The sequence below is a fragment of the Streptomyces sp. NPDC052396 genome (assembly GCF_044593195.1).
Lineage (GTDB): Bacteria > Actinomycetota > Actinomycetes > Streptomycetales > Streptomycetaceae > Streptomyces.
Genome location: NZ_JBIUAW010000012.1, coordinates 149,838 through 175,926, shown reverse-complemented (window position 1 = coordinate 175,926; position 26,089 = coordinate 149,838). Strand labels below are relative to the sequence as shown.

At 73.1% G+C, this 26,089-nt stretch carries 22 protein-coding genes; 5 read left to right on the top strand and 17 right to left on the bottom strand.

Translation table 11 applies throughout. The features are described 5' to 3' along the window. Positions 1–7: 7 nt before the first annotated feature. Complete coding sequence (locus ACIHFE_RS28080) at positions 8–742, top strand: (2Fe-2S)-binding protein (RefSeq protein WP_400110856.1); 735 nt, start codon at positions 8–10, stop codon at positions 740–742. Here the strand turns inward: ACIHFE_RS28080 and ACIHFE_RS28075 are convergent. Then, positions 718–2,487 carry a transglycosylase domain-containing protein gene (locus ACIHFE_RS28075; protein WP_400110854.1) on the bottom strand — a complete coding sequence of 590 codons (1,770 nt, stop codon included), beginning with the start codon at positions 2,485–2,487 and terminating at the stop codon, positions 718–720. The two genes, ACIHFE_RS28080 and ACIHFE_RS28075, sit on opposite strands and share 25 nt — an antisense overlap. Positions 2,488–2,968: 481 nt before the next feature. After that, a complete protein-coding gene (locus ACIHFE_RS28070; RefSeq protein ID WP_400110852.1) occupies positions 2,969–3,601 on the bottom strand; it encodes a helix-turn-helix transcriptional regulator in 633 nt (210 codons plus the stop codon). A gap of 116 nt (positions 3,602–3,717) precedes the next feature. Between ACIHFE_RS28070 and ACIHFE_RS28065 the strand changes: the two genes are divergently transcribed. Beyond that, a complete protein-coding gene (locus tag ACIHFE_RS28065) occupies positions 3,718–6,864 on the top strand; it encodes a bifunctional cytochrome P450/NADPH--P450 reductase (RefSeq protein ID WP_400110850.1) in 3,147 nt (1,048 codons plus the stop codon). A 59-nt stretch (positions 6,865–6,923) separates the two neighbouring features. Here the strand turns inward: ACIHFE_RS28065 and ACIHFE_RS28060 are convergent, their stop codons facing one another. The 9 genes from ACIHFE_RS28060 to ACIHFE_RS28020 form a co-directional block, all read right to left on the bottom strand. Beyond that, positions 6,924–7,295, bottom strand: a complete 372-nt coding sequence (locus ACIHFE_RS28060) for a VOC family protein (protein WP_400110848.1) — start codon at positions 7,293–7,295, stop codon at positions 6,924–6,926. Position 7,296: 1 nt separating this feature from the next. After that, complete coding sequence (locus ACIHFE_RS28055; RefSeq protein ID WP_400110846.1) at positions 7,297–7,512, bottom strand: dodecin; 216 nt, start codon at positions 7,510–7,512, stop codon at positions 7,297–7,299. 86 nt (positions 7,513–7,598) lie between these two features. Continuing rightward, a complete protein-coding gene (locus ACIHFE_RS28050; protein WP_400110844.1) occupies positions 7,599–8,081 on the bottom strand; it encodes a universal stress protein in 483 nt (160 codons plus the stop codon). After that, positions 8,078–9,052, bottom strand: coding sequence for an L-histidine N(alpha)-methyltransferase (gene egtD, locus ACIHFE_RS28045; RefSeq protein WP_400110843.1), 975 nt, complete (start codon positions 9,050–9,052; stop codon positions 8,078–8,080). Before egtD ends, ACIHFE_RS28050 begins: the two co-directional genes overlap by 4 nt. Before the next feature lie 63 nt (positions 9,053–9,115). Next, positions 9,116–9,856, bottom strand: coding sequence for an ergothioneine biosynthesis protein EgtC (egtC, locus tag ACIHFE_RS28040; protein WP_400110842.1), 741 nt, complete (start codon positions 9,854–9,856; stop codon positions 9,116–9,118). Then, positions 9,856–11,166 (bottom strand): ergothioneine biosynthesis protein EgtB, encoded by a 1,311-nt coding sequence (egtB, locus tag ACIHFE_RS28035; protein ID WP_400110907.1) that lies wholly within the window; start codon positions 11,164–11,166, stop codon positions 9,856–9,858. Before egtB ends, egtC begins: the two co-directional genes overlap by 1 nt. Positions 11,167–11,177: 11 nt before the next feature. Further along, positions 11,178–12,461, bottom strand: coding sequence for an ergothioneine biosynthesis glutamate--cysteine ligase EgtA (gene egtA / locus ACIHFE_RS28030; protein WP_400110840.1), 1,284 nt, complete (start codon positions 12,459–12,461; stop codon positions 11,178–11,180). A 226-nt stretch (positions 12,462–12,687) separates the two neighbouring features. Continuing rightward, positions 12,688–13,446: a hypothetical protein gene (locus ACIHFE_RS28025; RefSeq protein ID WP_400110838.1), complete on the bottom strand. Its 759-nt coding sequence runs from the start codon at positions 13,444–13,446 to the stop codon at positions 12,688–12,690. Positions 13,447–13,661: 215 nt separating this feature from the next. Then, positions 13,662–15,308 (bottom strand): acyl-CoA dehydrogenase family protein, encoded by a 1,647-nt coding sequence (locus tag ACIHFE_RS28020; protein ID WP_400110836.1) that lies wholly within the window; start codon positions 15,306–15,308, stop codon positions 13,662–13,664. 155 nt (positions 15,309–15,463) lie between these two features. Between ACIHFE_RS28020 and ACIHFE_RS28015 the strand changes: the two genes are divergently transcribed. Genes ACIHFE_RS28015 through ACIHFE_RS28005 form a run of 3 tightly spaced genes read left to right on the top strand, consistent with a single transcriptional unit; the run spans position 15,464 to position 18,197 of the window. Beyond that, positions 15,464–16,159, top strand: coding sequence for a response regulator (locus tag ACIHFE_RS28015; protein WP_400110834.1), 696 nt, complete (start codon positions 15,464–15,466; stop codon positions 16,157–16,159). Beyond that, the gene (locus tag ACIHFE_RS28010) at positions 16,156–17,706 is read left to right on the top strand and encodes an ATP-binding protein (RefSeq protein ID WP_400110832.1); all 1,551 of its coding nucleotides are present in this window, start codon (positions 16,156–16,158) and stop codon (positions 17,704–17,706) included. The genes ACIHFE_RS28015 and ACIHFE_RS28010 overlap by 4 nt, the downstream gene beginning before the upstream one ends. After that, positions 17,703–18,197 carry a hypothetical protein gene (locus ACIHFE_RS28005; protein WP_400110830.1) on the top strand — a complete coding sequence of 165 codons (495 nt, stop codon included), beginning with the start codon at positions 17,703–17,705 and terminating at the stop codon, positions 18,195–18,197. Before ACIHFE_RS28010 ends, ACIHFE_RS28005 begins: the two co-directional genes overlap by 4 nt. Positions 18,198–18,480: 283 nt before the next feature. Here ACIHFE_RS28005 and ACIHFE_RS28000 read toward each other — a convergent pair whose 3' ends face one another. The 6 genes from ACIHFE_RS28000 to ACIHFE_RS27975 all read right to left on the bottom strand — a co-directional run bounded on the left by ACIHFE_RS28000 (position 18,481) and on the right by ACIHFE_RS27975 (position 26,050). Then, on the bottom strand, positions 18,481–20,742 hold the full coding sequence (locus tag ACIHFE_RS28000; protein WP_400110828.1) for a heavy metal translocating P-type ATPase: 2,262 nt from the start codon (positions 20,740–20,742) through the stop codon (positions 18,481–18,483). Between the two features lie 151 nt (positions 20,743–20,893). Then, a complete protein-coding gene (locus tag ACIHFE_RS27995) occupies positions 20,894–21,400 on the bottom strand; it encodes a MarR family winged helix-turn-helix transcriptional regulator (protein WP_400110826.1) in 507 nt (168 codons plus the stop codon). A 116-nt stretch (positions 21,401–21,516) separates the two neighbouring features. After that, positions 21,517–23,031, bottom strand: a complete 1,515-nt coding sequence (locus ACIHFE_RS27990) for an FUSC family protein (protein WP_400110824.1) — start codon at positions 23,029–23,031, stop codon at positions 21,517–21,519. A 33-nt stretch (positions 23,032–23,064) separates the two neighbouring features. Continuing rightward, entirely contained in the window at positions 23,065–24,105 is a 1,041-nt protein-coding gene (locus ACIHFE_RS27985; RefSeq protein ID WP_400110822.1) for an acyl-CoA dehydrogenase family protein, read from the bottom strand. Beyond that, a complete protein-coding gene (locus ACIHFE_RS27980) occupies positions 24,102–25,226 on the bottom strand; it encodes an acyl-CoA dehydrogenase family protein (RefSeq protein ID WP_400110820.1) in 1,125 nt (374 codons plus the stop codon). The genes ACIHFE_RS27985 and ACIHFE_RS27980 overlap by 4 nt, the downstream gene beginning before the upstream one ends. Continuing rightward, a complete protein-coding gene (locus tag ACIHFE_RS27975; protein WP_400110818.1) occupies positions 25,226–26,050 on the bottom strand; it encodes an enoyl-CoA hydratase in 825 nt (274 codons plus the stop codon). The genes ACIHFE_RS27980 and ACIHFE_RS27975 overlap by 1 nt, the downstream gene beginning before the upstream one ends. Positions 26,051–26,089 lie beyond the last annotated feature (39 nt).

Below are 26,089 nucleotides of genomic sequence, written 5' to 3'. Positions count from 1 at the left end.
CAGCCCCATGCGCCTCCAGGACCTCGCCGCGGTAGGGCCGTTCTTCGCCCTGCGCACCGGGGACTCGCCCGGAGGCGCACCCGGGGAGCCCGCCGAGCTCGCTGAGCCGGGCTGGCTCCCGCTCGCCGGGCCCGCCGTCCGGCTGCGGGTGGACACCGTGGCCGCCCGGCTGGCGACCGACGACCGCCGGGCGGCCGCCTCCATCGCCTTCCAGGGCATCGCCGGGCGCGTTCTCTCCATCGCCCTGGGCTCCGCCGTGCTGACCGGCTCGGTCCCGGACCTCGCCATGGACGGCCTGCGGTGGCACCCGGGGCGGACCGCGCCGGACGACCTCTGGCTGCCCCGCCCCGCGGCCCTGGTGCTCACCGGGGACGGGGCGCGGCAGATCGCCGCGACCGTACTGCGGGGCACCCTGGTTCCCCTGCATATTGCATTCCAGGCGGAAGTGCCCATCTCGGCCCGGCTGTTGTGGGGCAACGCGGGGTCCGCCCTGGCCGGCGCGGCCCGGGTGCTGCACGACTGGTGCACCGGGCAGGGCCGTCCGGCCCAGGCCGAGCGGACACTGGACCTCACCCGGTCACTGCTCGACGATGAGCTCCTGCGCGGCACCGGGACCCTGGGCCCGGCCGGCGCCTTCACCCGCCGCGGCTGCTGCCTCTACTACCGGGTGCCGGGCGGCGGCACCTGCGGCGACTGCGTGCTGCGCCATCCGCCGGCTCAGCGGCCCACGGCCGCCATGTAATCGCTCCAGATGTGCGGCGGCAGATCATTGCCGTACCGGCCCTTGCGCCCGCCCAGATCCGCCATCGGCAGCAGCTGGGGCTCGTCCGGCTTGGTACGGAACAGGGTCACCGCCGTCGACAGATCCCGGTCGTAGCCCACGAACCAGGCCGAGCGGAACCGGTCCTGGTCCCCGGTGTGCCCGGCGGCGATGGAACCGACGCCCGCCTTGTCGCCGGACTGCCGCAGGACCTCGGTCACCTGGTCCGCCACCCCCTCGCTCAGCGCCCGGTGCCCCGGGCGGCGTGCGAAGCCGTCGATCGTATCGCCGTCCTTGACCAGTTTGGTCACCGAGTACGGGGCCTGGGCCATGCCCCGGTCGGCGAAGGTGCCATAGGCGCCCGCCATTCTGATGGCACTGGGGGTGGAGGTGCCGATGGGGAAGGTGGTCTCCAACTGGGCCATGCTGTCCGGCAGCAGCCCGCTGTTCACCGCGGTGTCCCGCACCCGCTGCAGCCCCACCTCGCGGCCCAGCCGGACATAGGTGGCGTTGCCGCCGGAGATCAACGCCTGGCGCAGGCTGGGGTGTTCGCCGTCGGGCCCGGCGCCGCTCCCGAAACGCAGCGTCCCGGCCGCGTCGTAGTAGTTGTCCGGTGCCACCGGTTTACGGTCCACCCCGTACTGCAGGGCGGCCGCCAGGACAAAGGGCTTGAACGCCGAGCCGGCCGGAACCCCCGCGGTGTCCGCGTTGTTGGCGAAGTGCTTTGTGGCGTCCGGGCCGCCGTAGACGGCGAGCACGGCGCCGTCCGAGGGACGTACCGAGGCGGCGCCGGCCTGGACATCGGAGTCGGAGGAGGCCCGGTTCTTGGGATCGAGCTCCCGCTTGAGCGCTCCCTCCACCGCCTGCCGCAGCTGCTCGGTGCGCTGTTTGTCAAAGGTGGTGTGCACCCGGTATCCGCCGTGCGCCAGCTCCTTGTCGGTCAGCTTGGTGCGCTGTTTGATGTATTTGTCGGCCACATCGACGAGATAGCCGATCTGGCCGCCCACACTGGTGGAGTTGGACTGCTTGTGCGGCTCGGGGAACGTCCGGTACTTGGCGCGTTCCTCCTCGGTCATCAGGCCGACCTTGACCTGCCGGTCGAGAATCCATTTCCAGCGTTCCTCGGCCCGTTGGTGATTCTTCGGCCCGACCGAGGGGTCGTACTGTTCGGCGCCCTTGAGCAGCGAGGCCAGCAGGGCCGACTGGCTGGGGTCGAGTCTGTGGGCCGGAATTCCGTAGTACGCCTGGGCGGCGGCCTCGATGCCATAGGCTCCACGGCCGAACCAGCTGGTGTTGAGATAGCCCTGGAGAATCTCGTCCTTGCTCTTCTTCCGGTCCAGCTTCAGCGAGATGACGAACTCCTTGATCTTCCGGGTGGCGGTCTGCTCCTGGGAGAGATAGGTGTTCTTCACATACTGCTGGGTGATGGTCGAACCGCCCTGGGTCTCCTTGCCCTGGGCCATGGCGACCACGGCCCGCAGCAGACCCTTGAAGGAGACTCCGGCGTCGGTGTAGAAACTGGCGTTCTCCGCCGCGATCACCGCATTACGGGCGGATTTGGGAACATCCGCCAGCTGGACCACATTCCGGTTGACCGGCCCGACGCTCACCATCTGTGAACCGTCCGACCAGTAGTAGGTGTTGGCCTCCTGGCGGGCCGCGACATTCTCGTCCGGAATGTCCACGCTGGCATAGACATAGGCCAACAGCCCGGCCAGGGCCCCCACACAAAGGGCCAGGGTGCCCAGTACAAGCCGCCACGACGGAAGCCAGCGACGCCACCCGAGCCTGCCCTGGCGCGGGTAGTCGATGAAACGCCACTCGGGCCGCTCTGCCGTATGGCGGCGGCGGTGGCGTGGCCTGCGTTGTCGTATGCCCATGGTTCCCATCAGCCTCTCGTGCTGATCACTGTACGAACCAAGAGGGCGGGACCGGGAGTCCGGGTTGGCCGGGTTTTTGTGAGAATTCGATGACAACGGCTCCGGAAGGGTTTATTCCTCACTTACTTGGTCCGCACTCCCAGGTCTCTCCAGGGGGCTCGCCCGCCGCCCGATCCGCCCCGTCACCTCGCGCTCGCGCAGGATGTGGTGCGGCCCGTGCAAGGTTCTCCCGCCGCTTGGCCCGCTCCGAGCCCCGCTGGGTGAGCACCGAGGCGCCCAGTGTGCCGGCCACGCCGGTGACCGCGATGGCGACGGAACTGAGGTCCACTCAGGCACTCCCGGCAGGTCGAGGCGGCCACTGGTTGGTGTCCAGCACCCCCAGCACATAGGCCCTGGCCACCAGGGCCGTGCGGTTGGGCACCCGCCAGCGGCGGGAGAGGCGGGTCAGGTGGTAGTTGACGCCGTCGAGGGTCAGGCCGACCGCCTTGCCGACGGCCGCCGTGGTGGCCCCGGAGGCCACCAGGGCCAGGATCTGCTCCTCCACCGGGGAGACCTCGGCGGCCGGGGCCGGCGGGTCCGGACGGCGGGTGTGCAGCACGGCGAGCAGCAGCGGACGCGGCTCATACGCCCCGTCCACCAGGTCGATCTGGAACTCCCCGGAGCGCTGCGGGCCTTCGGGCCCCGGCGGCCAGCGCACCTCCAGGGCGTAGCGGGAGCGGCGGCCCAGCCGCACCGCCTCGGCCAGCCGGTCGAGCTGGGCGGCGGAGCGGGGCCGGAAGAACTCCTGCAGCCTGCGGCCGGGTAGCCGGCCGGGCACCGTGCCCCACTCCACGGCCATGGCCAGATTGGCCAGGGTGATCTCACCGTCCTGCCGGCAGACGGCGATCGGGGTCGGCACCCGGTCCAGCAGCACCATGAAGTGGTTGCGCCAGTTGTAATAGATCTCGCCGTTCGTCGTCACCGCGCTCCCCCCAGCCCATCGGCCGCCCGTCCGCAAGACCCGCGTGCCGCCTGACACTGCACAATCATGCAGTCGCCCGCCCCGGCGGCCCGGACCGGGGCGGTCACCCTGGGCATATGACGGAAACGACCCAGGATCTGGCTCACATCCCCGTGGTGGACGTCTCCGACACGGGACTCACCGCTACCCCAGTGCAACAGGCGATGCACCTGGCCCGCACCCATGGGCCGGTCTACCGCCGCCGGCTGCACGACACCGAACGGCTCTTCGTCTGTTCCCCGGAGCTGGTCGCCGAACTGTCCGACGAGGAGCGCTTCACCAAACACGTCAGCCCGGCGCTGGAGAACGTCCGCGAGTTCACCGCCGACGGCCTGTTCACCGCCTACAACGACGAGCCCAACTGGGCCAAGGCACATGACATCCTGCTGCCCGCCTTCGCCCTCACCTCGATGCGCACCTACCACCCGGCCATGCTCAGGGCGGCCCGGCGGCTGATCCACGCCTGGGACGGACACCTTGAGCGGGACCGGCCGGTGGACGTCGCCGAGGACATGACCCGGATGACCCTGGACACCATCGGACTGGCCGGATTCGGCTATGACTTCGGCTCCTTCGACCGTGAGGAACCCCATCCCTTCGTCGGCGCCATGGTGCGCTGCCTGGAGTGGAGCATGCACCGGCTGGGCCGTGCCCCCGGCGAGGACCACAGCGCCGAGGACGCCGCCTTCCGCACCGACGCCGCCTTCCTGGCCGGGGTGGTGGACGAGGTGATAGCCGCCCGCCGGGCCTCCGGCGAGCGGCGCACCGACGACCTGCTGGGCCTGATGCTGGGCGCCCCGCACCCGGCCGACGGCAGCCTGCTGGACCCGGCCAACATCCGCAGCCAGGTGATCACCTTCCTGATCGCCGGGCATGAGACCACCTCCGGCGCCCTGTCCTTCGCCCTGTACCACCTGCTGCACAACCCCCTCGCCCTCCACCTGGCCCAGCGCGAGACCGACGAGCTGTGGGGCGACACCCCGGACCCGGAGCCCTCCTTCGAGGACGTCGGCCGGCTGCGCTGGATCCGCCAAGTGCTCAGCGAGGCACTGCGGTTGTGGCCCACCGCCGCCGTCTTCAACCGGGAGGCCCGCCAGGACACCCTGCTCGGCGGCCGCTACCGGCTGCGCGCCGGAGAGGGGGTGACCGTGCTCACGCCCATGCTGCACCGGGACGCCACCGTCTGGGGCGACAACCCCGAACTCTTCGACCCCACCCGGTTCGACCCGGAGGCCGAGACGGCCCGCTCCCCGCACGCCTACAAGCCCTTCGGCACCGGCGAACGCGCCTGCATCGGGCGCCAGTTCGCGCTGCACGAGGCCACCATGCTGCTGGGCATGCTGGTGCACCGCTACCGGCTGACCGGCGACACCGGCTACCGGCTGCGCATCAAGGAGACCCTCACCCTCAAGCCCGAGGGCTTCACCCTCTCCCTGGCCCGCCGCACCGGCCGCCGCCGGACCGTGCCCGCCGCCGCCACAGCGGCGGGCACGCCCGGCACGGCGGCGGGCACGCCCGGCACGGCATCCCGCGTCCGGCCCGGCACCGGACTGCTGGTGCTGCACGGCTCCAACTACGGCACCTGCCGAGAACTGGCCCACACCCTCGCCGAACGGGCCACCGCCCTGGGCTGCGAGGCCCAGGCCGCCCCGCTGGACGCGCACGCCGGCCAACTGCCCGCCGGCACCCCCGTGGTGATCGTCGCCGCCTCCTACAACGGCCGCCCCACCGATGACGCGGCCGCCTTCGCCGCCTGGACCGAGCAGGCCGGGGACGGCGCCGCCCAGGGAGTGACCTACGCGGTCCTGGGGGTGGGCGACCGCAACTGGGCCGCCACCTACCAGCGCGTCCCTACCCTCCTCGACGAGCGCCTGGCCGCCTTGGGCGGCACCCGGCTGCTGCCCCGCGCCGAGGCCGACGCCTCCGGCGATCTGACCGGCACCGTCGAGGAGTTCACCGCCGCGCTCTGCCGCACGCTGCTGGACCGGTACGGCGACCCGACGAGCGCCGGCACCCCCGGACCGGAGACGGACGGACCCGCCTACACCGTCACCGAGATCACCGGGCCCCCGCTGGCCGCACTCACCACCCGGCACGGTATGACGCCCATGACCGTCACCGAGACCCATGACCTCACCGCCCCCGGCCACCCCCGCGTCAAGCGCTTCCTGCGCCTGGCCCTGCCGCCCGGCACGACCTACCGCACTGGCGATCACCTGGCCGTACTCCCCGCCAACGATCCGCGACTGGCCGAGCGCGCCGCCCGGTTGTTCGGCGTGGCCCCGGACACCCTGCTGGCCGTCCAGCCCCGCCGGCCCGGCCACCAGAACCTGCCCATCGACCGGCCGCTGACCGTACGGCAGCTCCTCACCCACCACCTGGAACTCCAGCGCCGGCCCACCGCACGCCAGTTGGCCACGCTGGCCGACCGCAACCCCTGCCCGCCCGAACAGGCCGCCCTGCGCGCCGTGTCCGGCGACGACCCGCGCACCACGCTGGAACTGATCGAGGACCACCCGGCCCTGCACGGCACCCTGGGCGCGGCCACCCTGCTCGACCTGCTGCCGCCGATGCGCGCCCGCCAGTACTCCATCTCCTCCTCGCCCGCCGTGGACGCCCGCCATATCGACCTGATGGTCTCGCTGCCCACCGGCCGCCCCGGCACCGGCCCCGGTCACCTGGCCGGGCTGCGCCCGGGCGATACCGTGCCGGCCCGGCTCCAGCCCTGCCGGGACGCCTTCCGCATCGACCACCACCGGCCCCGCCCCGTGGTGATGATCGCCGCCGGCACCGGCCTGGCCCCCTTCCGGGGCGCCATCGCCGACCGCACCGCACTGCTGGCCACCGGCGCCGAACTCGCGCCCGCACTGCTGTACTTCGGCTGTGACGACCCGGACGCCGACTATCTGCACGCCGCCGAACTACGGGCCGCCCAGGACGCCGGCGCCATCTCGCTGCGCCCCGCCTTCAGCCAACACCCCGGCCCGGGCGGCCCGTTCGTCCAGCACCGGATGGCCGCGGAGGGCGCCGAGCTGTGGTCCCTGCTGGAGGCCGGGGCGAGCGTCTATGTCTGCGGCGACGGCGCCCGCATGGCACCCGGCGTCCGCGCCGCCCTGCGCGACCTGTACGCCCACCGCACCGGCGCCACCGCCCTGGCCGCGGACGAGTGGCTGCGGCAACTGACCGACGAGGGACGGTATGTGGAGGACGTCTACGCGGGGTAGCCGTTTGATGCGGCTCCGCCGCGTGGGCGCGACCAGCCACTGACAGCCCGCACCCGAAATCAATCCTCCTGGAGCACCGACAGAACGTTCCCCGCCGGGTCGGTGAACCAGGCAATAAGAGGACCGCCGCCGCGGAAAATACCCTTCGCATCCGGCTCCAGGCCCGGATAGCGCTCGAAGGTCACCCCGCGGCGGCCCAGTTCGTCCACGGCGGCCTCGATGTCCGGCACCGGAAAGTTGAGCACGGTGAAGGTCGCCGGAACATGGTCCGCCTTGGGATAGACCAGCACGGGCGTGCCGCCCGCCACATGCAGCCGGAGCAAGCCGTGCTCCTCCGAGACGGCCAGCCCCAGCGTCTCGCCGTAGAACCGGGCGGCCTCGTCGAGGTCGTCCACGGCGAACCCGCTGAACGCCCTGGTGTCCCGGAACAACTCAGCCCGCCTCCTCCAGCCGGAACCCCACCTTCAGTCCCACCTGGATATGGGCGATGGCACCGTTCTCCAGGTGGCCCCGGATCTGGGTCACCTCGAACCAGTCCAGTTCGCGCAGGGTCTGGGCGGCGCGGGCGATGCCATTGCGGATGGCGGCGTCCACGCCCTGATCCGAGGAGCCGACGATCTCGGTCACCCGGTAGGTGTGATTGGACATGCCTCCACCGTGCCGCAGCCCGGGCCGGAGCGCGCGCACGGAGTGGCGTACGGGTCACGCCCCGGGTCCGGGTCCGGGGCGCGCCCCTAGGGCACCACCGTCACCGGCCACCGCCCCGCCTTCACCAGCCGTACCGCCACCGACCCCACGAGGCGGTGCCCGGCCTGCTCGGAGGCGCCGACCACCACCGCGTCCGCCTTCAGCTCGTCGGCGGCCCGCACCAGGCCGCCGTAGGGGTCGCCCCGGAAGGTGTGGAATTCCCAGCGGACCCGGTGGACGGTGTGCAGCCGTTCGCTGGTGGCGCGGATCTCGGCGAGCAGTTCATCGGCCAGTTCCTCGGTCATCTCCATCACCGGGGCGCCCAGCGCCGCGCCGCCGGCCAGTACCGGCTGGACGTAGACCAGGGCCAGCAGGGCGTGCTGGCGGCGGGCCAGGCCCGCCGCGTAGGCCGCGGCGCGCCAGGAACTGTCCGAGCCGTCCACCCCGACGACGATCACCTTGGGCCCGTCCGTGCCGCGCTCGAAGCCGGCCGGAACGCTGTGGGGCTGCTGTTGCTTCTCCTCGTTCACACGGGGAGGCTAACCGGCATGGACAGGGACAAGGCGAACCGTCCCGCCTCATCGGTCCACCAATGGGTCATTTCCAGCCCGGCCGCGGCCAGCTCGGCCCGTACCCCCTCGGGGCGGAACTTGGCGGAGACCTCGGTGCGCAGTTCCTCGCCCGCCTCGAAGTGCACGGCCAGGTCAAGGGCCTGGATCTTGGCCACCAGGGTCTCCCGGGCGCGCAGCCGCATCTCGATCCACTCCTGGCGGGCGTCCCACAGCGCCACATGGTCGAAGTCGTCCGGATCGAAGTCGGCGTCCAGCTCGCGGTTGATCACCGTCAGGACGTTCTTGTTGAAGGCGGCGGTGACACCTTGGGCGTCGTCATAGGCGGCCACCAGCACCCGCTCGTCCTTCACCAGGTCGGTGCCCAGCAACAGCGCGTCACCGGGCTCCAGCTGGACCCGCAGCCCGGCCAGGAAGGCGGACCGCTCGGCGGGCAGCAGATTGCCGATGGTGCCGCCGAGGAAGGCCAGCAGCCTGGGCCCGGGGGTGGCGGGCAGGGCGGGCTCGTGCTGGAAGTCGGCCACCAGGGCGTGCACCGCGAGCGCGGGCTGCTCGGCGCGCAGGGTGGCGGCCGCGCCGCGCAGCGCCGACTCGCTGACGTCCACCGGGACATAGGCCTCCAGCGCGGGCAGCGCCCGGATCAGATGGCGGGTCTTGTCGGAGGAGCCGGAGCCCAGTTCCACCAGGGTGCGGGCACCGGTGGCGCGGGCGATGTCGGTGGCGCGGCGCAGCAGGATCTCGCGCTCGGCCCGGGTGGGGTAGTACTCCGGCAGCAGGGTGATCTCGTCGAACAGTTCGCTGCCGCGGGCGTCGTAGAACCACTTGGGCGGAAGCTGCTTGGGGGAGTGGGTCAGACCGCGAGCCACGTCCTCGCGCAGGGCGGCGGTGGTGGCATCGAGCGGCAGGGTGCGGGAGAGGGCGAACTGGCTCACGTACGGCGCTCCTTGAGCGAGGGGGGAGTAAGGGGGGTGGGAGGATCCGGGAGCCGCGGCGGGTCACAGCCCGTGCAGGGCCACGCCGCCGCGGTCCGCGGTGAGCAGGGTGTGATCGGGCACCTCGGTCCAGCCCGGGTCGTCGTCATACGGCTCGGAGGCCACCACCACCCGCTCCGGTGGAGCGGCCAGGTACCACAGGGTGTCCCCCCAGGCGGTGGCGGTGATGGCGGAGCCGTCGGTGAGCAGCAGATTGAGCCGGGAGCCGGGGGCGGCCCGGTCCAGGGCGCGCACCGACTCGGCCAGCGCCCGGCCGGGTGGCGCGCCCGCCAGCAGCCGGTGGCACACCAGTGCCCAGACGAACGCCGAGTCGCAGCGCGCCTCCAGACGCAGCAGGGCACCGGGCGGCAGGGTGGCGGCGAGCGCGCCCGCCGACTCCGGCCAGCCGGTCAGCGCCCCGTTGTGGCTGAACAGCCAGCGGTCCTCGGCGAAGGGGGCCGCGGCGGCCTCCCCGTCCCCGCCGGGCGCGGTGGCGTCGCGCACCGCGGCCAGCAGGGCCGGGGTGCGCACCACCCGGGCCAGGTCGGCGAGGGACTCATCGGCCCAGATCGGCCCGGCCCGCCGGTAGCGCGCGGGCAGCGGGTCACCGGGGGCGTACCAGCCGACGCCGAAGCCGTCCGCGTTGACCGTGCCGTGCCGTTGCAGGCGCGGCGCCCAGGACTGGCGCAGCAGGGAGTACCGCGGTGCCAGCACGCTCTCCCCGATGGGGGAGGGGGGTCCCAGCACCGCCAGGTGCCGGCACATCAGGGGTGCTCCGCGTCACGGGCGGTGCGGAAACCGGCGAAGATCTGCCGGCGGACCGGCAGGTCCCAGTTGCGGAAGGTGCCCCGGCAGGCAACCGGGTCCACCGCGAAGGAGCCGCCGCGCAGCACCTTGTAGGAGCCGCCGAAGAAGACCTCCGAGTACTCGCGGTAGGGGAAGGCGGTGAAGCCCGGATAGGGCAGGAAGTCGCTGGCCGTCCACTCCCAGACATCGCCCATCAACTGCCCCACGCCCAGGGGCGACCGGCCCCGTGGATAGGCGCTGGCGGGGGCCGGGCGCAGATGGCGCTGGCCGAGGTTGGCATGGTCCCAGGCGGGGTCGGCATCGCCCCAGGGGTAGCGCCGGGAGCGGCCGGTGGCCGGGTCGTGGCGGGCCGCCTTCTCCCACTCCGCCTCGGTGGGCAGCCGCCGCCCGGCCCAGGCGGCGTAGGCCGCGGCCTCGTACCAGCCGACGTGCAGCACCGGCTCCCCGGCCGGTACGGGCTCCAGCTCCCCGAACCGGCGGCGCAGCCAGCTGCCGCCCTCGCGGTGCCAGAACAGCGGGGCGGTCAGGCCGTGCCGGCGCACCTGGTCCCAGCCCTCGGGGTGCCACCAGCGGGGGTCGGTGTAGCCGCCGTCCTCGATGAAGCGCTGGTAGGCGCTGTTGGTCACCGGCAGGGTGTCGATATGGAAGGCGGCCACCGAACGCCGGTGGGCGGGACGTTCGTTGTCCAGTGCCCAGGGGTCGGTGGAGGTGCCCATGGTGAACGGGCCGCCGGGGACCAGGACTTCGGCCGGGAGCGCGGCGGTGTCCGGGGGCGCCGGGGGCGGGTCGGGGGCCTTGAGCACGGCGGGACCGGCCCGCAGCTGATGGGTGATCAGCATGGTCTCGTCATGCTGCTGCTCATGCTGGGCGATCATGCCGAAGGCGAAGCCGGCCGTCAGCAGCGGCCCGCCCGTCAGCGGACTCGCGGCCAGCACGTCCAGGGCCCGGCCCCGTACCTCGTCCAGATAGGCGCGGGCCCGGCCGGGCGGCAGCAGCGGCAGTGCGACCCGCCGGGCCCGGGGGTGCTCGAAGGCGTCGTAGAGGGAGTCGAGTTCGGGGCGCAGCGCGTCCCGACCGCCCACCGCGCGCAGCAGCCAGATTTCCTCCTGGTTGCCGATGTGCGCCAGGTCCCAGACCAGCGGGGACATCAACGGCGAGTGCTGGGCGGTCAGTTCGCGTTCGTCCACACAGCCGGTGAGCGCACGGGTGCGCTCCCGGGCCGTGGCCAGGGCGGTGGCAGCACGCTGCCGCAGGACCTCCGGGTCCATGGGGTGGCCGGTCACGGCAGGAGCTCCCGGCCGGTGACCCGGTCCAGCAGGTCGTCGGCCGGGCAGCGGCCGCGTTCCACATAGCGGGCGGTGAACTCGTCCACCGCGGCCAGCACCCCGGCCGTGGCGCCCAGCCGGGGCAGGGCCTCGCGGGCCGCCGCGAAGCAGACCTGGGCGGCCGCCCGCAGGTCGGGGTCGGACAGCCCGTCGCGGGCCGCCCGTCGCCACAGTGGATTGCGCGGGGTGGGTTCCCGGCCGGCGAGGTCGGCCAGCGCCTTGACCGCACGGTGCGCGGTCTCGGCGGCCGCCGGATCGTCGAACAGGGCGGCCGTCACCGCCAGCGGTACCACCCAGCCGTCCTCCCCGGGCTGCGCGTCGATCATGCGCAGTTCCAGGTGGCCGCGCGGCCGGATGGGCGGGAAGAGCGTTGTCAGGTGGTAGCTGACGTCCCCGGCGGTGACCGGGCGCGGATGGCCGGAGCGCAGCCAGTCGCGCAGCGCCAGCCCGGACACCGGTTCCCAGGGCGCGCCCTGGTTGCGGATGAACATCACCGGGGCGTCCAGCGCGTACTCGGTCCAGGCGGTGCGCGGCTCCAGGTCCTCGGCCGGGGCCAGGGTGCGGCCGGGGTCCATCCTGGCGTAGGTGGCCTGCCGCAGCGAGCGCCAGCCGCCCGGACGGCCCAGGTGCAGCGGGGAGTTGGCGAAGGCGGCGGCCAGTACGGCGCCCAGCAGGTGCGCCAGCCGCCAGCGCCGGCCGTAGCCGAGCGGCCCGGGCCCCTCGTGTCCGGCGTCCAGACAGACCTGGACGGAGGCGGTGCGGCACATGATGGTGCGACCGGCCCCGTTCCAGCGGTCGTAGTAGACCTCCATCGCGTTGTAGCGGGCGTTGTGCACCACCCGCTCCGGCTGGGACCACGGTTCCTTGCCGTAGCCGGCCAGGAAGAGGCCGAGTTCGCGCAGCTCGGCCCGGGCCAGGGCGAGATCGGCGCTGATCTCCTCGACACAGGCGGTCAGGGAGTCGGCGGGCTGGGAGCTGAACTCGATCTGACCGCCGGGCTCCACGGTGAGCAGGGACCGCAGCGGCAGGGTGCGCAGCCGCTCCGCGGCGGCCGCCAGCCGGTCGGACCCCACCGGGCGGACCGGGTTGTGCAGATCATGGACGAGCCACTCCAGCTCGACCCCCAGCAGCCGGGGCGGGCCGGTCTTGAAACAGATGCCGTGGACCAGGGCCTCCGCCTCGGCCTCGCCGACCGTTCGGGTGGAGCCGTCGCCGTAAACCTTGCTTTCGTCGGTCACGCTCGGTGCCCTCCTGTCATTGCCCCTTGGCCTGTACCCGCAACCAGCCGCGGACACTCGGCAGGAGCCGCTCCGGGGACCGGAACCGGTCACCGGGGCTCAGCTCCAGTGTGGCCAGGACCTGCCGCGCCCGCCAGAGGCCCTGGAAGGGCCCCGGGCGGGCGGGGGAGGGGAGGGCAGGCCGGGTCGGACCGGGAGCGGCCGGTTCGGTCGGGTTCTGTCCGGTTCAGACCGGGAAGAGTTCGGTGAACGGGCCGGTGAGATCGGAGACTTCACGGCCGAAGGGCGCGTTGAAGTCCCAGATCAGGAAGAGCAGGAAGGCGATCAGGCCGGTGTAGAGCCCGGCCAGCAGCAGCTCGCGCGGCGAGCGCCGGATGCGCAGGGTGTAGACCAGACCCACCGCGACCAGCGCCCCGCCGATCAGGCCGAACCACACCACCCCGGGCAGGGTGTCGTCGGCGTTCTGGGCCCGGGCGTTGCGTGCCCCGTTGGCCGCGCCCACCTGGTCCAGCATCGGCTGGTAGGACTGGCTCTCATGGTCGTTCTGCGGGGTGTAGGAGGTGACATCGGTGCGCAGCTTGTCCAGCAACTTGGTGCCCTGGTCGGTCAGTTGCTGCTTTCTGACCATGGTCGGCCACTCCTTGTGCACCACCTGGCTGACATAGGCGTCCACGTCCTGGCGGATGCGGTCCCGGGCGGCCGGGGCGAAGGCCTGGGCGCGCTCATGCACTTCGTGCAGAGCCTGGGCCTCCGCCAGCACGGTGGCCTGCGCGGAGTTGCGGGCCTCCCAGACCCCGGCGATGGCCAGGCCCAGCACAATGGCATAGACCACGCCGATCATCATGGTCATGTACTCCATGACGTCGGGGCCGTCCCCGGCCTCCGGGGCGCCCTTGGCGCGCCGGTGTTCTCTGAGCAGTGTGACGCCCAGGACGACCGCGATCGCGGCGGCCATAGCGATGGCCAGAACCAGCCATTCGGACATGGGAAACCCTCCGGAGGTCGGGCGGACGGGGCCGGGGCCGCGGGCCGGGGCCTCGCACGTCCTCCAGGCCATGCGCTCACGACTTGAGATGGTGTGGTCCCCCGAGGGCGCTGACCAGCCGCTCCCGCTACGTTCCTCCGATCTGATGAATAACGGTCAGTCTGTGCATATCCGGCTTACCCGGCGGCTTCGAGGGCTTACCCGGCTTCGCGGGCTTACCCGGCGTCCTTGAGGGTGGCCCGCTCCAGGACGGCCGCCAGGTCGGCGCCGGGCGGCAGGGTGCCGAAGGCATGCCCCCACTCCCCGCCCAGCCGCGAGGCGCAGAAGGCGTCCGCCACGGCCGGTGTGCTGTGCCGCACCAGCAGGCTGCCCTGGAGGACCAGGGTGAGCTGCTCGGCCAGGACACGGGCCATCAGCTGGGCATGGACCGGATCACCGAGGGCGGCTAGCGTGCGGCGCAGCCGGGCGAGGGCCGCGTCCAGCCGGGGGTCGGCGCCCTCGGCGGCGCTGACCTCGGCGAAGTAGGCGTCCAGGGCGGCCGGTTCACGGGTCAGCACGCGCAGCACATCCAGCGCCGCGACATTGCCCGAGCCCTCCCAGATGGACAGCAGCGGAGCCTCCCGGTACAGCCGCGGCATCCCGGAGTCCTCCACATAGCCATTGCCGCCCAGGCACTCCAGCGCCTCGGCGGCATGGGTGCTGCCGCGCTTGCACACCCAGTACTTGCCGGCCGCCAGGCCCAGCCGGCGCAGCGCCCCCTCGGCGGCGTCCCCGGCCTCCGAACGGTCCAGGGCCGCCGCCAGCCGCATCGCCAGCACGGTGGCCGCCTCGGACTCCACGGCGAGGTCGGCCAGCACATTGCGCATCAGCGGCTGGTCGATGAGCTCGGCGCCGAAGGCCCGGCGGTGCCGGGTGTGGTGCAGGGCCTGGCGCAGTCCGGCCCGCATGCCGGCCGCCGAGCCCAGCACACAGTCCAGCCGGGTCATATTGACCATTTCCACGATGGTGCGCACCCCGCGCCCGGGCTCGCCCACCGGCCAGGCCACCGCCCGCTCGTACTCGATCTCCGCCGAGGCGTTGGAGCGGTTGCCCAGCTTGTCCTTCAGCCGCTGCAGCCGCATGGCGTTGCGGGTGCCGTCCGGCAGCACCCGGGGCATCAGAAAACAGGTCAGCCCTTCGGCGGTCTGCGCCAGCACCAGGAAGAGATCGCTCATCGGCGCCGAGGTGAACCACTTGTGCCCGGTGATCACATAGGTGCCGTCGCCGGCCGGCTCGGCGGTGGTGGTGTTGGCGCGGACGTCCGAGCCGCCCTGCTTCTCGGTCATCGACATCCCCGCGATCAGACCCCGCTTGCCCAGCGGCGGGCGCAGCCCGTAGTCATAGACGGGGGAGGCCAGCAACGGCTCGTAGGCGGCGGCCAGTTCGGGCTGGGTGCGCAGGGCGGGCACGGCGGCATAGGTCATGGAAATCGGACAGCCGTGGCCGGGTTCGGCCTGGGCCCAGGCATAGAACTTCGCCGCCCGCACCAGATGGGCGCCCGGCCGCCCGTCGGCCCAGGGGGCGGCGTGCTGCCCGCTGGCGACGGCGGCCGCCATCAGCCGGTGCCAGGCCGGGTGGAACTCCACCTCGTCGATCCGGTGGCCATAGCGGTCATGGGTGTGCAGCACCGGCGGGGCGGCCTCGGCCTGCCGCGCCCACTCCTGGACCTCCGCCGAGCCGGCCCGCCGGCCCAGGTCCCGTACCTCCGCCTCGCCCCAGTCCCCACCGTCCCGCCGCAGGGCCTCCAGCAGCGCCGGATCATCGGCGGTGGTGAATCCGGTCAGGGGTGGGGCCTGGTTGAAGACCTCATGGGTGGCACTCACGTCGACGACCTCCGTTTGACGGGGTACGGACAATCGGGTGCCGGTCATTATCCTCGTCGGCTACACCCGCCCCGGAATATGAGGAATCGGTGACAGTTCCGCCGAGTGACAGGCGGATGGCGCAATCCTGTGCTTACCCGATCGATACTGTCGGTATGTCACGCGTGCTTCTGATCGAGGATGACCGGGCCGTGCGGGAAGGGGTCACCCTCACCCTGCGCCGCCGCGGCCACCAGGTCGAGGCGGCGGCCACCGGAGAGGCCGGACTGGCCGCTCTCGGCGCCTTCCGGCCCGATCTGGTGCTGCTCGATCTGATGCTGCCCGACACCAGCGGCTTCGAGGTCTGCCGCCGTATCCGCGCCACCCAGCAGATCCCCATCATCATGCTCACCGCCCGGGGCGATGACATCGATGTCGTCCTGGGCCTGGAGGCCGGCGCCGACGACTACATCGTCAAGCCCGCCCGCGGCGAGGTGCTGGAAGCCCGCATCCGGGCCGTGCTGCGCCGCGCCGCCCCCCTCGACGGCGCCGAACCGGCCCCCGCCCAGGCCGCCGAGACCCATGGCGACCTGACCATCGACCGGGCCGGCCTGCTGGTCTCCAAGAACGGCCAGGACCTGGCGCTGGCCCCCTCCGAGATGAAGCTGCTGCTCTATCTGTCCGCCACCCCCGGCCGGGTCTTCAGCCGCCAGCAGCTGCTGGAACACGTCTGGGAGCACAGCTACCACGGGGACGCCCGGCTGGTGGACGCCTGTGTGATGCGGCTGCGCACCAAGGTGGAGGACTCCACCCGCTCCCCGAAGTACATCCAGACCGTGCGCGGGTTCGGCTACCGGTTCGGGCCGCTGTGAGAAAGCCGGCGCGCGTCCGCTCGGTGGTGCGGCGGCTGTCCCTGCGCACCCTGGCCAGCGGCCTGCGCGCCCGGCTGATCGTCGCCTTTCTGCTGGTCGCCGCGCTGAGCGCGTTCGCCACCGCGGCCCTGACCTTCCGGGCCGCCCGCACCGCGATCCTCCAGCACACCCAGGACACCGCCGTCGACACCCTGCGCGCCCAGGTCAGCTCGCAGTCACCCGACCTGCGCTTCCCGCCCTCCGCCGCGGACCTGCGCACCTTCGCTCAGAACATCGAACGCGCCGGTGAGGCCCAGCACTGGGTCATCCATGTCCGCTACCAGGACGGACCGGTACAGGGCTCCGTCGCCGGCGGCACCGCCCAGGTCATCGAGCCCGGCCTGGCCAAGCTGGTCAAGCGCGGCCGGGCCGCCGTGCAACGGGTGTCCCTGAACGGCAAGCCCTGGCTCACCATCGGCCTGCCGGTCACCTACGGCGGCAGCGAGCAGTCCTCCGGCCTGGAGGTCTACGCCCGGCTCCCGTTGCGCAACGACGAGGTCAATGTGCGGGCCCTGGTCCAGGCCGCGCAAAACGGTGCGCTGCCCGCCGTGGGACTCTCGGTGATCCCCGCCCTGATCGCGGCCGGCGGAGTGCTGCGCCCGGTCCGTGAACTGCGCCGCGGCACCCAGCGGATCACCGAGGGCGCGCTGGACACCCGGCTCAAGGTCACCGGCCGCGATGAACTCGCCGACCTCTCACGGACGTTCAACGGCATGGCCGAGGCGCTGGAGCGCAATGTCGCCGAACTGCGCCGGATGGAGGCCAACGCCCGCCGCTTCGCCGCCGATGTCTCCCATGAACTGCGCACCCCGCTGGCCGCCATGACCGCCGTGGTGGATGTGCTGGACGAGGACGCCGATGGCCTGGACCCCGACACCGCCTACGCGGTCCGCCTGATCAGCGAGGAGACCGGCAAACTCGCCCGCATGGTCGAGGACTTGATGGAGATCTCCCGCTTCGACGCGGGCGCCGCCGCCCTCCACCTGGACGAGGTGGACGTCCGCGAGACCATCCGCAAGACCCTGCAGGCCCGCGGCTGGCAGGACCGGGTGCACACCGACCTCCCCGAGGGGGTACGGGCCCGGCTGGACCCCCGCCGCATCGATGTGGTGGTCGCCAACCTGGTGGGCAACGCCCTGCGGCACGGCGGGGAACCGGTGCGGGTCTCGGTGCGCGCCGAGCCGGCCTCGCCTGCCGGGCACGTCACGTCTGCCGGGCCCGTCTCGCCTGCCGGGCACGCCGAGTCCGCCGGGCCCGGTCCGCGCCTGCTGATCGAGGTCGCCGACCGCGGCGAGGGCATCGACCCCGAGGTCCTGCCCCATGTCTTCGACCGCTTCTACAAGGCGGACGCCGCCCGGGTCCGCTCCGAGGGCAGCGGACTGGGCCTGGCCATCACCCTGGAGAATGTGCGCCTGCACAACGGAACCATCCGGGCCGCCAACGGGCCCGAAGGAGGAGCCGTGTTCACCGTGGACCTGCCGCTGTACACCGGGGGTGAGGAGGAGTGAGGGCGGTACGGGCACTGGCCGCGGTGCTGGCGCTGGGCGCGCTGGCCGGCTGCGGCGTGGACCGGACCGACGCCATTGACTTCGGCCGCCCCGCCACCGGGGTCAAGCGCCCCGGCGCCCCGGTCAACCAGGTCCGGCTCTACTGGGCCTATCCGGGCGGGGTGTTCGGAGTCTCCCGGACCACCGCCGGCCGCCTGGGCGCGGAGGACGCGGTCCCGCTGCTGCTGGCCGGCCCCAGCGAGGCGGAGCGGCTGCGCGGCTTCTACAGCGAGGTGCCCAAGACCGGTCCGGTCAGCGTGGTCACCAGTGGGGACCGCGTCCTGATCCGGATGACCGCGGACCCCACCCGCTTCACTCCCAACGCCCGTGTCCAGCTGGTGTGTACCGCTGCTCATAGCGCGATGCCGGGGAATCCGCCGGCCGGTGAGGTGAAGGTGACGCTGTCCGGGGCGGGCAGGACGCTGTCCGGAGAGACCTGCGACAAGGACTGACGGGGCGCCCGGTACGGGCCCGGTGTGGGCAACTCGCCGCCCGGGGAGGCCCGTCGCGCCGGACGGTTCCCGGGCCGTGCCAATGCCGGATGCGATTCGGGTGCGGGCTGTCTGTGGCCGGTCGCGCCCACGCGGCGGAGCCGCACGACGCAGCGGCCCCGCGCCCTTGACAGGGCGCCCGGAAGCGACTGACGAACGGGTCCAAGGGGCGGATCCCAGCGGATCCGCCCCTTGGTCCCGTTTCGTTGTGCGTGCGGACCGTCCATGGCCGGTAAACGCGGCGTCAGTCCAGGGCGCGGAAGCCGCGCAGCCGCAGGCTGTTGCCGACCACGAACACCGAGGAGAAGGCCATCGCCGCACCGGCGATCATCGGGTTGAGCAGGCCGGAGGCGGCCAGCGGCAGGGCGGCCACGTTGTAGGCGAAGGCCCAGAACAGGTTGGACTTGATGGTGCCCAGCGTCCGGCGGGACAGCCGGATGGCGTCCGCCGCCGCCCGCAGGTCGCCGCGGACCAGGGTGAGGTCACCGGCCTCGATGGCGGCGTCGGTGCCGGTGCCCATGGCCAGCCCCAGGTCCGCCTGGGCCAGTGCGGCGGCGTCGTTGACCCCGTCACCGACCATGGCCACCGAACGGCCCTGCTCCTGCAGGCGCTTGACCACCGCCACCTTGTCCTGCGGCATCACCTCGGCGATCACCTCCTCGATGCCCACCTCGGCGGCGACGGCCCGGGCGACCGCCTGGTTGTCGCCGGTCAGCAGGATCGGGGTGAGCCCCAGGCCGCGCAGCCGGCGGATGGCCTCGGCGCTGGTGTCCTTGACCGCGTCGGCCACCTCCAGTACGGCCCGGGCCTGGCCGTCCCAGGCCACGGCGATCGCGGTGCGCCCCGCCGCCTCGGCCTCTTCCTTGGCCCGCACCAGGGGCTCGGGAAGGCGGATGGCCCACTCCAGGAGCAGCTTCTCCCGCCCCACCAGCACCGCATGGCCGTCGACCATGCCCTGCACCCCCAGCCCCGGCTGGTTGGCGAAGTCCTCGGGGACCGGCAGCGCGCCGACCCGCCCGGCGGCCCCGGCGGCCACCGCCTGGGCGATGGGGTGCTCCGAGGAGTGCTCCAACGCACCGGCCAGGCGCAGCACTTCGTCCTCCGCCACCCCGGCGGCGGTGTGCACCCGCAGCAGGGTCATCCGGCCGGTGGTGACGGTTCCGGTCTTGTCCAGCACCACGGTGTCCACGCCGCGGGTGGTCTCCAGCACCTCGGGTCCCTTGATGAGGATGCCCAGTTGGGCGCCCCGGCCGGTGCCGACCATCAGCGCGGTCGGGGTGGCCAGGCCCAGTGCGCAGGGGCAGGCGATGATCAGTACGGCCACGGCGGCGGTGAAGGCGGCGGTCAGCCCGGTGCCGCTGAGCAGCCAGAAGGCCAGAGTGCCCAGGGCCAGGGCGATGACCACGGGGACGAACACCCCGGAGATCCGGTCCGCCAGCCGCTGTGCGGCGGCCTTGCCGTTCTGGGCGTCCTCCACCAGCTTGGCCATCCGGGACAGCTGGGTGTCCGACCCCACCCGGGTGGCCTCCACCACCAGGCGGCCACCGGCGTTGAGGGTGGCGCCGGTGACGGCGTCGCCCACCCCCACCTCGACCGGTACCGACTCACCGGTGAGCATGGAGGCGTCCACGGCCGAACTGCCCTCCACCACCCGTCCATCGGTGGCGATCTTCTCACCGGGGCGGACCAGGAAGCGGTCGCCGACGGCCAACTCCTCGGTACGGATGCGTACTTCGTGCCCGCCGCGCAGCACGGTCACCTCTTTGGCGCCCAGTTCCAGCAGGGCCTTGAGCGCCGCGCCCGCCCGCCGCTTGGAGCGGGCCTCGAAGTAGCGCCCGGCCAGGATGAAGGCGGTCACCCCGGCGGCCGCCTCCAGGTAGATGTTGCTCGTTCCCTCGCCACGGGCGATGGTCAGCTCAAAGGGGTGCCGCATGCCCGGCATCCCCGCGTCGCCGAAGAACAGCGCCCATACCGACCAGAGGAAGGCCGCCGAGGTGCCCAGGGAGATCAGGGTGTCCATGGTGGCCGCGCCATGGCGGGCGTTGGTGACGGCCGCGCGGTGGAAGGGCCAGGCGGCATAGGTGACCACCGGGGCGGTCAGGGTGAGGGACAGCCACTGCCAGTAGGTGAACTGCCAGGCGGGGACCATGGCCAGCACCACCACCGGCACCGCCAGCGCCACGGCGGTCACCAGCCGCTGCCGCAGCGGGGTCAGTTCGTCGGCGGCCCCGGCCGGTCCGGCCGGCTCGTCGGCGCCGGTACGGGCCGGGGCGGGCGGGGCGGCGGTGTAGCCGGTGGCCTCGACGGTGGCGACCAGGTCGGCCACGGTGATGTCCGCGCGATGGCTCACCTTGGCCTTCTCGGTGGCGTAGTTGACGGTCGCGGTCACCCCCTCCATCCGGTTGAGCTTCTTCTCTATTCGGGCGGCACACGAGGCGCAGGTCATGCCGCCGATGGCCAGTTCGACCTCGGCGATGCCGGTGGTGCTGGGGGGCGCGGTGGTCATTCGCTGCTCCTCGGGTGGAGGGCGGGGTATGTGTTTCATACCCCCGGGGGGTATCTCGCTGAGACATGTATACCCCCGGGGTGTATGGCGGCGCAAGAGTGAGTGGTTACCCCTGGGGGGTATGTGCGGGGCCCGGTGCCGGCCCGGTGTCTCAGGGCTGGAGGCCGCCCAGCCGTCCTTCCAGCAGGACCAGCAGCTCGGACAGGATCTGTGCCAGTTCCGCGCCGCGGTCTTCCCCCAGGCCGGCCAGCAGGGATCGCTCATAGCCGAGCTGCTGGGGGATCAGCCGGTCGATGAGCTCCCGGCCGGCGTCGGTGAGCGAGAGATGGGCCACCCGGCGGTCCCGGTCGTCGGCCCGCCGGGAGACCAGGCCGCGTTCCTCCAGCACCCGCAGCCGCTTGGTCACCGCCGCCCCAGAGGCGAAGGTCTCCCGGGCCAGCTGTCCCGGGGTCATCTCCCGGCCCATGCGCCGCAGGGTACCGAGGAGGTCGAACTCGGACCGGTTGAGCCCCTCCCGGGCCAGCGGGGCGTCGGTCGCCTGCTGGAGCAGGGCCGAGCAGCGGTTGAGCCGGCCGATCACGGCCATCGGGGCGGTGTCCAGGCCTGGGTGAATCTGCTCCCACTGGCGCAGCACACGCGCGACGATGTCCTCGGTCACGGGGTCGGTCCTCTGTGGTCGGATGAGGGGGGTCCGGCTCGATTCTGCCGGGTTCCAGGTGCCGGGTGAGCAGGTGGGCGCCCTACGTCCCACGGGGGCGCGTCCGCCCACCGGGGTCAGCTGACCAGCCGCGCCAGCCGCGTATGGCCCTCCCGCTCCACCGTCGACACCGCCTCCATGGGCGTGGGGACCCACCACTCACCGGCGGCCACCTCCACCGCCTCCCGCAACTCCACCAGCGCACCGGCCAGTTGCTGCCGTGCACCCGGTTCCTCGTCGGCCGTGCGGCCCGCCGCGCGCAGCCGGGTCACCGCTCGTTCCACCCTGCGGGCCGCGCGCCGGTTGGTGACCAGCACACAGGCCATCAGGCCCAGCACCGCGCCCACCACCGTGTCCAGCCAGCGGTCGGCCGCCAGTGGCCCGGCCGGGTGGGCGGTGGCGAACTCGCCGAGGAACAGGGCCATCGGCGCCACCCAGACGCTGCCCAGCCAGTAGTTGCGCGTGATGGTCGCCTCCGCCGCCACCTGGAGCGCCAGGGTGACCAGGACCAGGGCCACCGCACCGGTGCGGGCGAGCGGCAGCAGGGCGGTGAAGACCGCCAGGCCGAGCAGGTTTCCCAGCACCCGCTGCACCCCGCGCTGCCAGGACAGACCGGTGTGCGCCTGGCATACGGACGCGGCGGACACCACCGCCCAGTAGGGATGGCCCATGCCCAGGGCGAGTGCCGTCCATCCGGCGACGGAGCCGCCCAGCGCCACTCGGATCCCGATGGCGGGCGACGGCCACGCGAGGCGTGGCGGGCGGCCCGCGCCCGCCACGGGGCCGGCGGACACCGTGGCCGCCGGCCCGGGCAGCGGCCCGCCGCCGCGCAGCAGCCGGGCCCGCTCCCGCAGCGACTCCGCCGCCCAAGGCTCCGCCGCGCCGCCCGCCAGCGCCGACTCGGCCTCGTCCAGCAGTGGACCGAGCACCGTGCGCACCGCCGAGGCGGCCGTGGTCCGCCGCGCGGCGCCGATCGCGGTGAGCAGTGCATGACGGGCTCGCGTCCCGCCGGCCGGACCGGCGGACCGCAGCCGGGCAGCCGCCTCCAGTGCCCGGGCGGTGGCGATCCGCTCCGGCCCATGCGGCCGCACCAGGCCGGGTGCCATGCAGACCAGCCAGGCCAGCGCGCCCGACAGCAGGACCAGCCCCAGATGGGCGGGTATCTCCCCGGCGTGCTGGGGGACGAAGAAGGCCGTGGCGGTGACAAAGGTCAGCACGATATTGCCGGGCGGCCCCACCCGGGCCGCGTCACAGCCCGTCCGGTGCGCGGCCGCCACCACCGCCGCCAGGGCCACCCGTACCGCGGGCGAGGCCACCAGTGCCGCGCCGGCCAGCGCCAGGCCCATCCCGGCCACCGCCGCCAGCACCACCCCGGCCAGCATCCGGGCCCGGGCCCGGTATGGCCGGTCATGGCCGTAGAGGGCGCACAGCGCGCCCGCGGAGGTGTAGAGCGCCAGGTCGAGGCGGTCCAGGGCGAGCAGGGTGAGATCGGGGACGGCCAGGGCGGCCGCCGCGCTGAGAGCGGGCTTGTGCCAGATATCGGCGGGCGGGTTCAGCCGGAGCAGGCCGCGCAGCGGGAGGGGCTTTGCCATACCCATGAGGCTAGCAAGAAGTTAGCAAGTGTTTTACTGGTGAAATTGATCGTGGAACGGTTCCGCCAGGACCCGGCGGCGGCACTCCCCGGGGGTGCCCCAGGCCAAGCGCAGCGCCCGGGCCCGGCCGATCCACAGCGACAGGTCGTACTCGGCGGTGTAGCCGATGGCGCCATGCACCTGGAGCGCCGCCCGGGCGGCCGCGTACCCGGCCTCGCAGGCGGCCGCCTTGGCCGCCGCCACATCCGCGTCCGCCCGATCGGGGGCGGTGGCCAGCGCCACCGCGGCCCCGTACACCAGCGGCCGGGCGAACTCCAGGCCGATCAGCACATCCGCCAGCCGGTGCTTGACCGCCTGGAACGATCCGATGGGCACCCCGAACTGGTGCCGCTGCCGGGCGTATTCGACGGTCCGGTCCAGCAACGCCCGCCCCACACCGAGGGCCTGGGCGGCGGTGGCGAAGGCGGCCCAGCGGGTGGCCTCGCCGATCGCCTCCCGGGCGGCGGATCCGACGGCGAGCAGCGAGCCGGCGGTGGACGGGCGGAGGAGCCGCCGCGTCGCGTCCAGCGGCGAACCGGACCCGCCACCGGCGGGCGGTGCGCCCCCTTCGCCCCGCCCCGCCCGCAGCCACACCTCCGCCTCCCCGGCCACCACCACCGCGTCGGCCGCGTCCGCGTCCAGCGCGAAGCCCCCCGACCCGGGCGCCGCCAGGCTCAGCAGGGCCCGCCCGGCCGCCACCCGGGGCAGCCACTCCCCGGCCGCGCCCGCCGCATCCAGCCGCGCCAGCAGCACCGCCGCCGCCACCGTCTCCACCAGCGGACCCGGCACCGCGAAGCGCCCCAACTCCTCGAAGGCCACCGCCACTTCCACCGGCAGCGGGCCCAGGCCGCCGTACTTCTCCGGCGCCGCCAGGGCGAACACCCCGGCATCCGCGGCCCGTCGCCACAGCGCCCGGCCCGGACCGTACGCCCCGCGCGCCCAGGCCCGGGCCACCTCCGGCGGGCCGGCGGCCGCCAGCATCCGGGCCAGACTCCGTCCGAACTCCCGCTGCTCCGCGTCCAGCGCGAACCTCACCCGCGGCGTCCCTTCGGCAGGCCGAGCAGCCGCTCGGCGATGATGTCCCGCTGGATCTCATTGGTGCCCGCGTACAGCGGACCGGCCAGCGCGAAGGTGTGCCCCGCCGCCCACCCGTCCCCGTCCGCCGCCGCACCCTCGGGCCCCAGCAGCTCCAACGCCGCCTCATACAGGGCCAGATCCAGCTCCGACCAGAAGACCTTGGTCAGGCTGGCGGCCGCCCCGCCCCCCTCGGCCCGCTGATAGCCGTACAGGCGGTAGGCGCGCGCCCGGATCAGCGCATCCGCCACCCGCTCGCCCAGGGCCGGATCGCCGCCGGCGCGCCACAGCCCGGCCAGCCGCCGGGCGGCGGCGGTGAAACGGCCGGGGGAGCGCAGCATCAGCCCCCGTTCACTGCCCGCCGTGTCCATGGCCACCCGCCAGCCCCGGCCGGGCTCGCCCACCACATCCGCGTCCGGTATGAAGACCTCGTCCAGGAAGATCTCGGCGAAGGCCGGACGGCCGTCCAGCCGGGCGATGGGCCGTACCGTCACCCCCGCCGCGTCCAGCGGGAACATCACATAGGTCAGCCCCAGGTGCCGGCGCTCGGCCCGGGGATGGCTGCGGAACAGGCCGAAGGCGCGGTCGGCGAAGGCGGCCCGCGAGGACCAGGTCTTCTGCCCGCTGAGCAGCCAGCCGCCTTCGGTGCGCACCGCCACCGAACGCAGCGCGGCCAGGTCGGATCCCGCCTCCGGCTCCGACCACGCCTGGGCCCACACCGTCTCGCCGCTCGCCATCGCCGGCAGCACCCGGGCCCGCTGCTCCTCGGTGCCATGGGCGAACAGCGTGGGGGCCAGCAGCTGGGTGCCGTTCTGGCCGACCCGGGCGGGCGCGCCCGCCGCGTGGTACTCCTCCTCGAACAGCAGCCACTCCAGCGGGGAGCACCCCCGCCCGCCGTACTCCACCGGCCAGGAGGGCACCGCCCAGCCGGCCCGGTGCAGGGTCCGCTCCCAGGCCCGGTGCTGGGCGAAGCCCCGCTCGGAGTCCAGCGGCTCCAGTGGGACGCGCGGTACGTTCCCGGCCAGCCAGTCCCGGGCCGTATCGCGCAACTCCCGTTCCGCCGCGGTGAGTTCCAGGTCCATCAGGACTCCTTCATGGCCCGCACATCCATCCCGCCCAGCGGGTCCGCCGAGGTCTCCGCGTTATGCGCGTGCGCCAGGTGATGCAGCGCGAAGGCCGCGTCCAGACCGGAGTGCAGCCCCTGGAGGTCCTCCGCCTGGTTGACCGCCCGTTTGGCCAGCGCCAGCCCCATCCGCGGCATCCGAGCCACCCGCCCGGCCAACGCGGCGGTGCGCTCGGTGAGTTCGGCGCGTGGCACCACCGCGTTGACCATGCCCAGCTCATAGGCGCGGCGGGCGCTCATCCGGTCACCGGTGTAGAGGAACTCCCGGGCGATCCTGGGCGGCATCACCCAGGGGTGGGCGAAGAACTCCACTCCCGGGATGCCCATCCGCACCACCGGGTCGGCGAAGAAGGCATCCTCGGCGGCCACAATGAGATCGCACACCCAGGCCAGCATCAACCCACCGGCCACACAGGCCCCTTGGACGGCGGCGATCAGCGGCTTGGGCAGCTCCCGCCAGCGCCGGCACATACCCAGATAGACCTCCGACTCCCGGGCGAAACGCGACTCCGCGCCGCTCTTGTCCGAGTGGTCCCACCACAGGCCCGCCCGCCGCTCAAAGGGCAGATGGGCATCCCGGCCGGGGGAGCCGATGTCATGGCCCGCCGAGAAGTGTTCACCCGCCCCGGCCAGCACCACCACCTTCACCCGGTCATCGGCGGCGGCCCGGCCGAAGGCGCCGTCCAGGGCATAAGTCATCGCGGAATTCTGGGCGTTGCGGTACTCGGGCCGGTTCATGGTGACGGTCGCGACCGGGCCGCGCCGCTCATAGCGGACTGTCATCGCCGATCCTTCCCTAACAAGTGTTTGGTAGGTTAACGT

What these genes read in the sequence shown, in the direction of transcription:
- ACIHFE_RS28080 (WP_400110856.1), top strand. Translation starts at nt 8, where the DNA reads ATGCGCCTCCAGGACCTCGCCGCGGTAGGGCCGTTCTTCGCCCTGCGC.
- ACIHFE_RS28065 (WP_400110850.1), top strand. Translation starts at nt 3,718, where the DNA reads ATGACGGAAACGACCCAGGATCTGGCTCACATCCCCGTGGTGGACGTC.
- ACIHFE_RS28055 (WP_400110846.1), bottom strand. Translation starts at nt 7,512, where the DNA reads ATGTCCAATCACACCTACCGGGTGACCGAGATCGTCGGCTCCTCGGAT.
- egtC (WP_400110842.1), bottom strand. Translation starts at nt 9,856, where the DNA reads ATGTGCCGGCACCTGGCGGTGCTGGGACCCCCCTCCCCCATCGGGGAG.
- egtB (WP_400110907.1), bottom strand. Translation starts at nt 11,166, where the DNA reads ATGGACCCGGAGGTCCTGCGGCAGCGTGCTGCCACCGCCCTGGCCACG.
- ACIHFE_RS28025 (WP_400110838.1), bottom strand. Translation starts at nt 13,446, where the DNA reads ATGTCCGAATGGCTGGTTCTGGCCATCGCTATGGCCGCCGCGATCGCG.
- ACIHFE_RS28015 (WP_400110834.1), top strand. Translation starts at nt 15,464, where the DNA reads ATGTCACGCGTGCTTCTGATCGAGGATGACCGGGCCGTGCGGGAAGGG.
- ACIHFE_RS28000 (WP_400110828.1), bottom strand. Translation starts at nt 20,742, where the DNA reads ATGACCACCGCGCCCCCCAGCACCACCGGCATCGCCGAGGTCGAACTG.
- ACIHFE_RS27990 (WP_400110824.1), bottom strand. Translation starts at nt 23,031, where the DNA reads ATGGCAAAGCCCCTCCCGCTGCGCGGCCTGCTCCGGCTGAACCCGCCC.
- ACIHFE_RS27980 (WP_400110820.1), bottom strand. Translation starts at nt 25,226, where the DNA reads ATGGACCTGGAACTCACCGCGGCGGAACGGGAGTTGCGCGATACGGCC.
- ACIHFE_RS27975 (WP_400110818.1), bottom strand. Translation starts at nt 26,050, where the DNA reads ATGACAGTCCGCTATGAGCGGCGCGGCCCGGTCGCGACCGTCACCATG.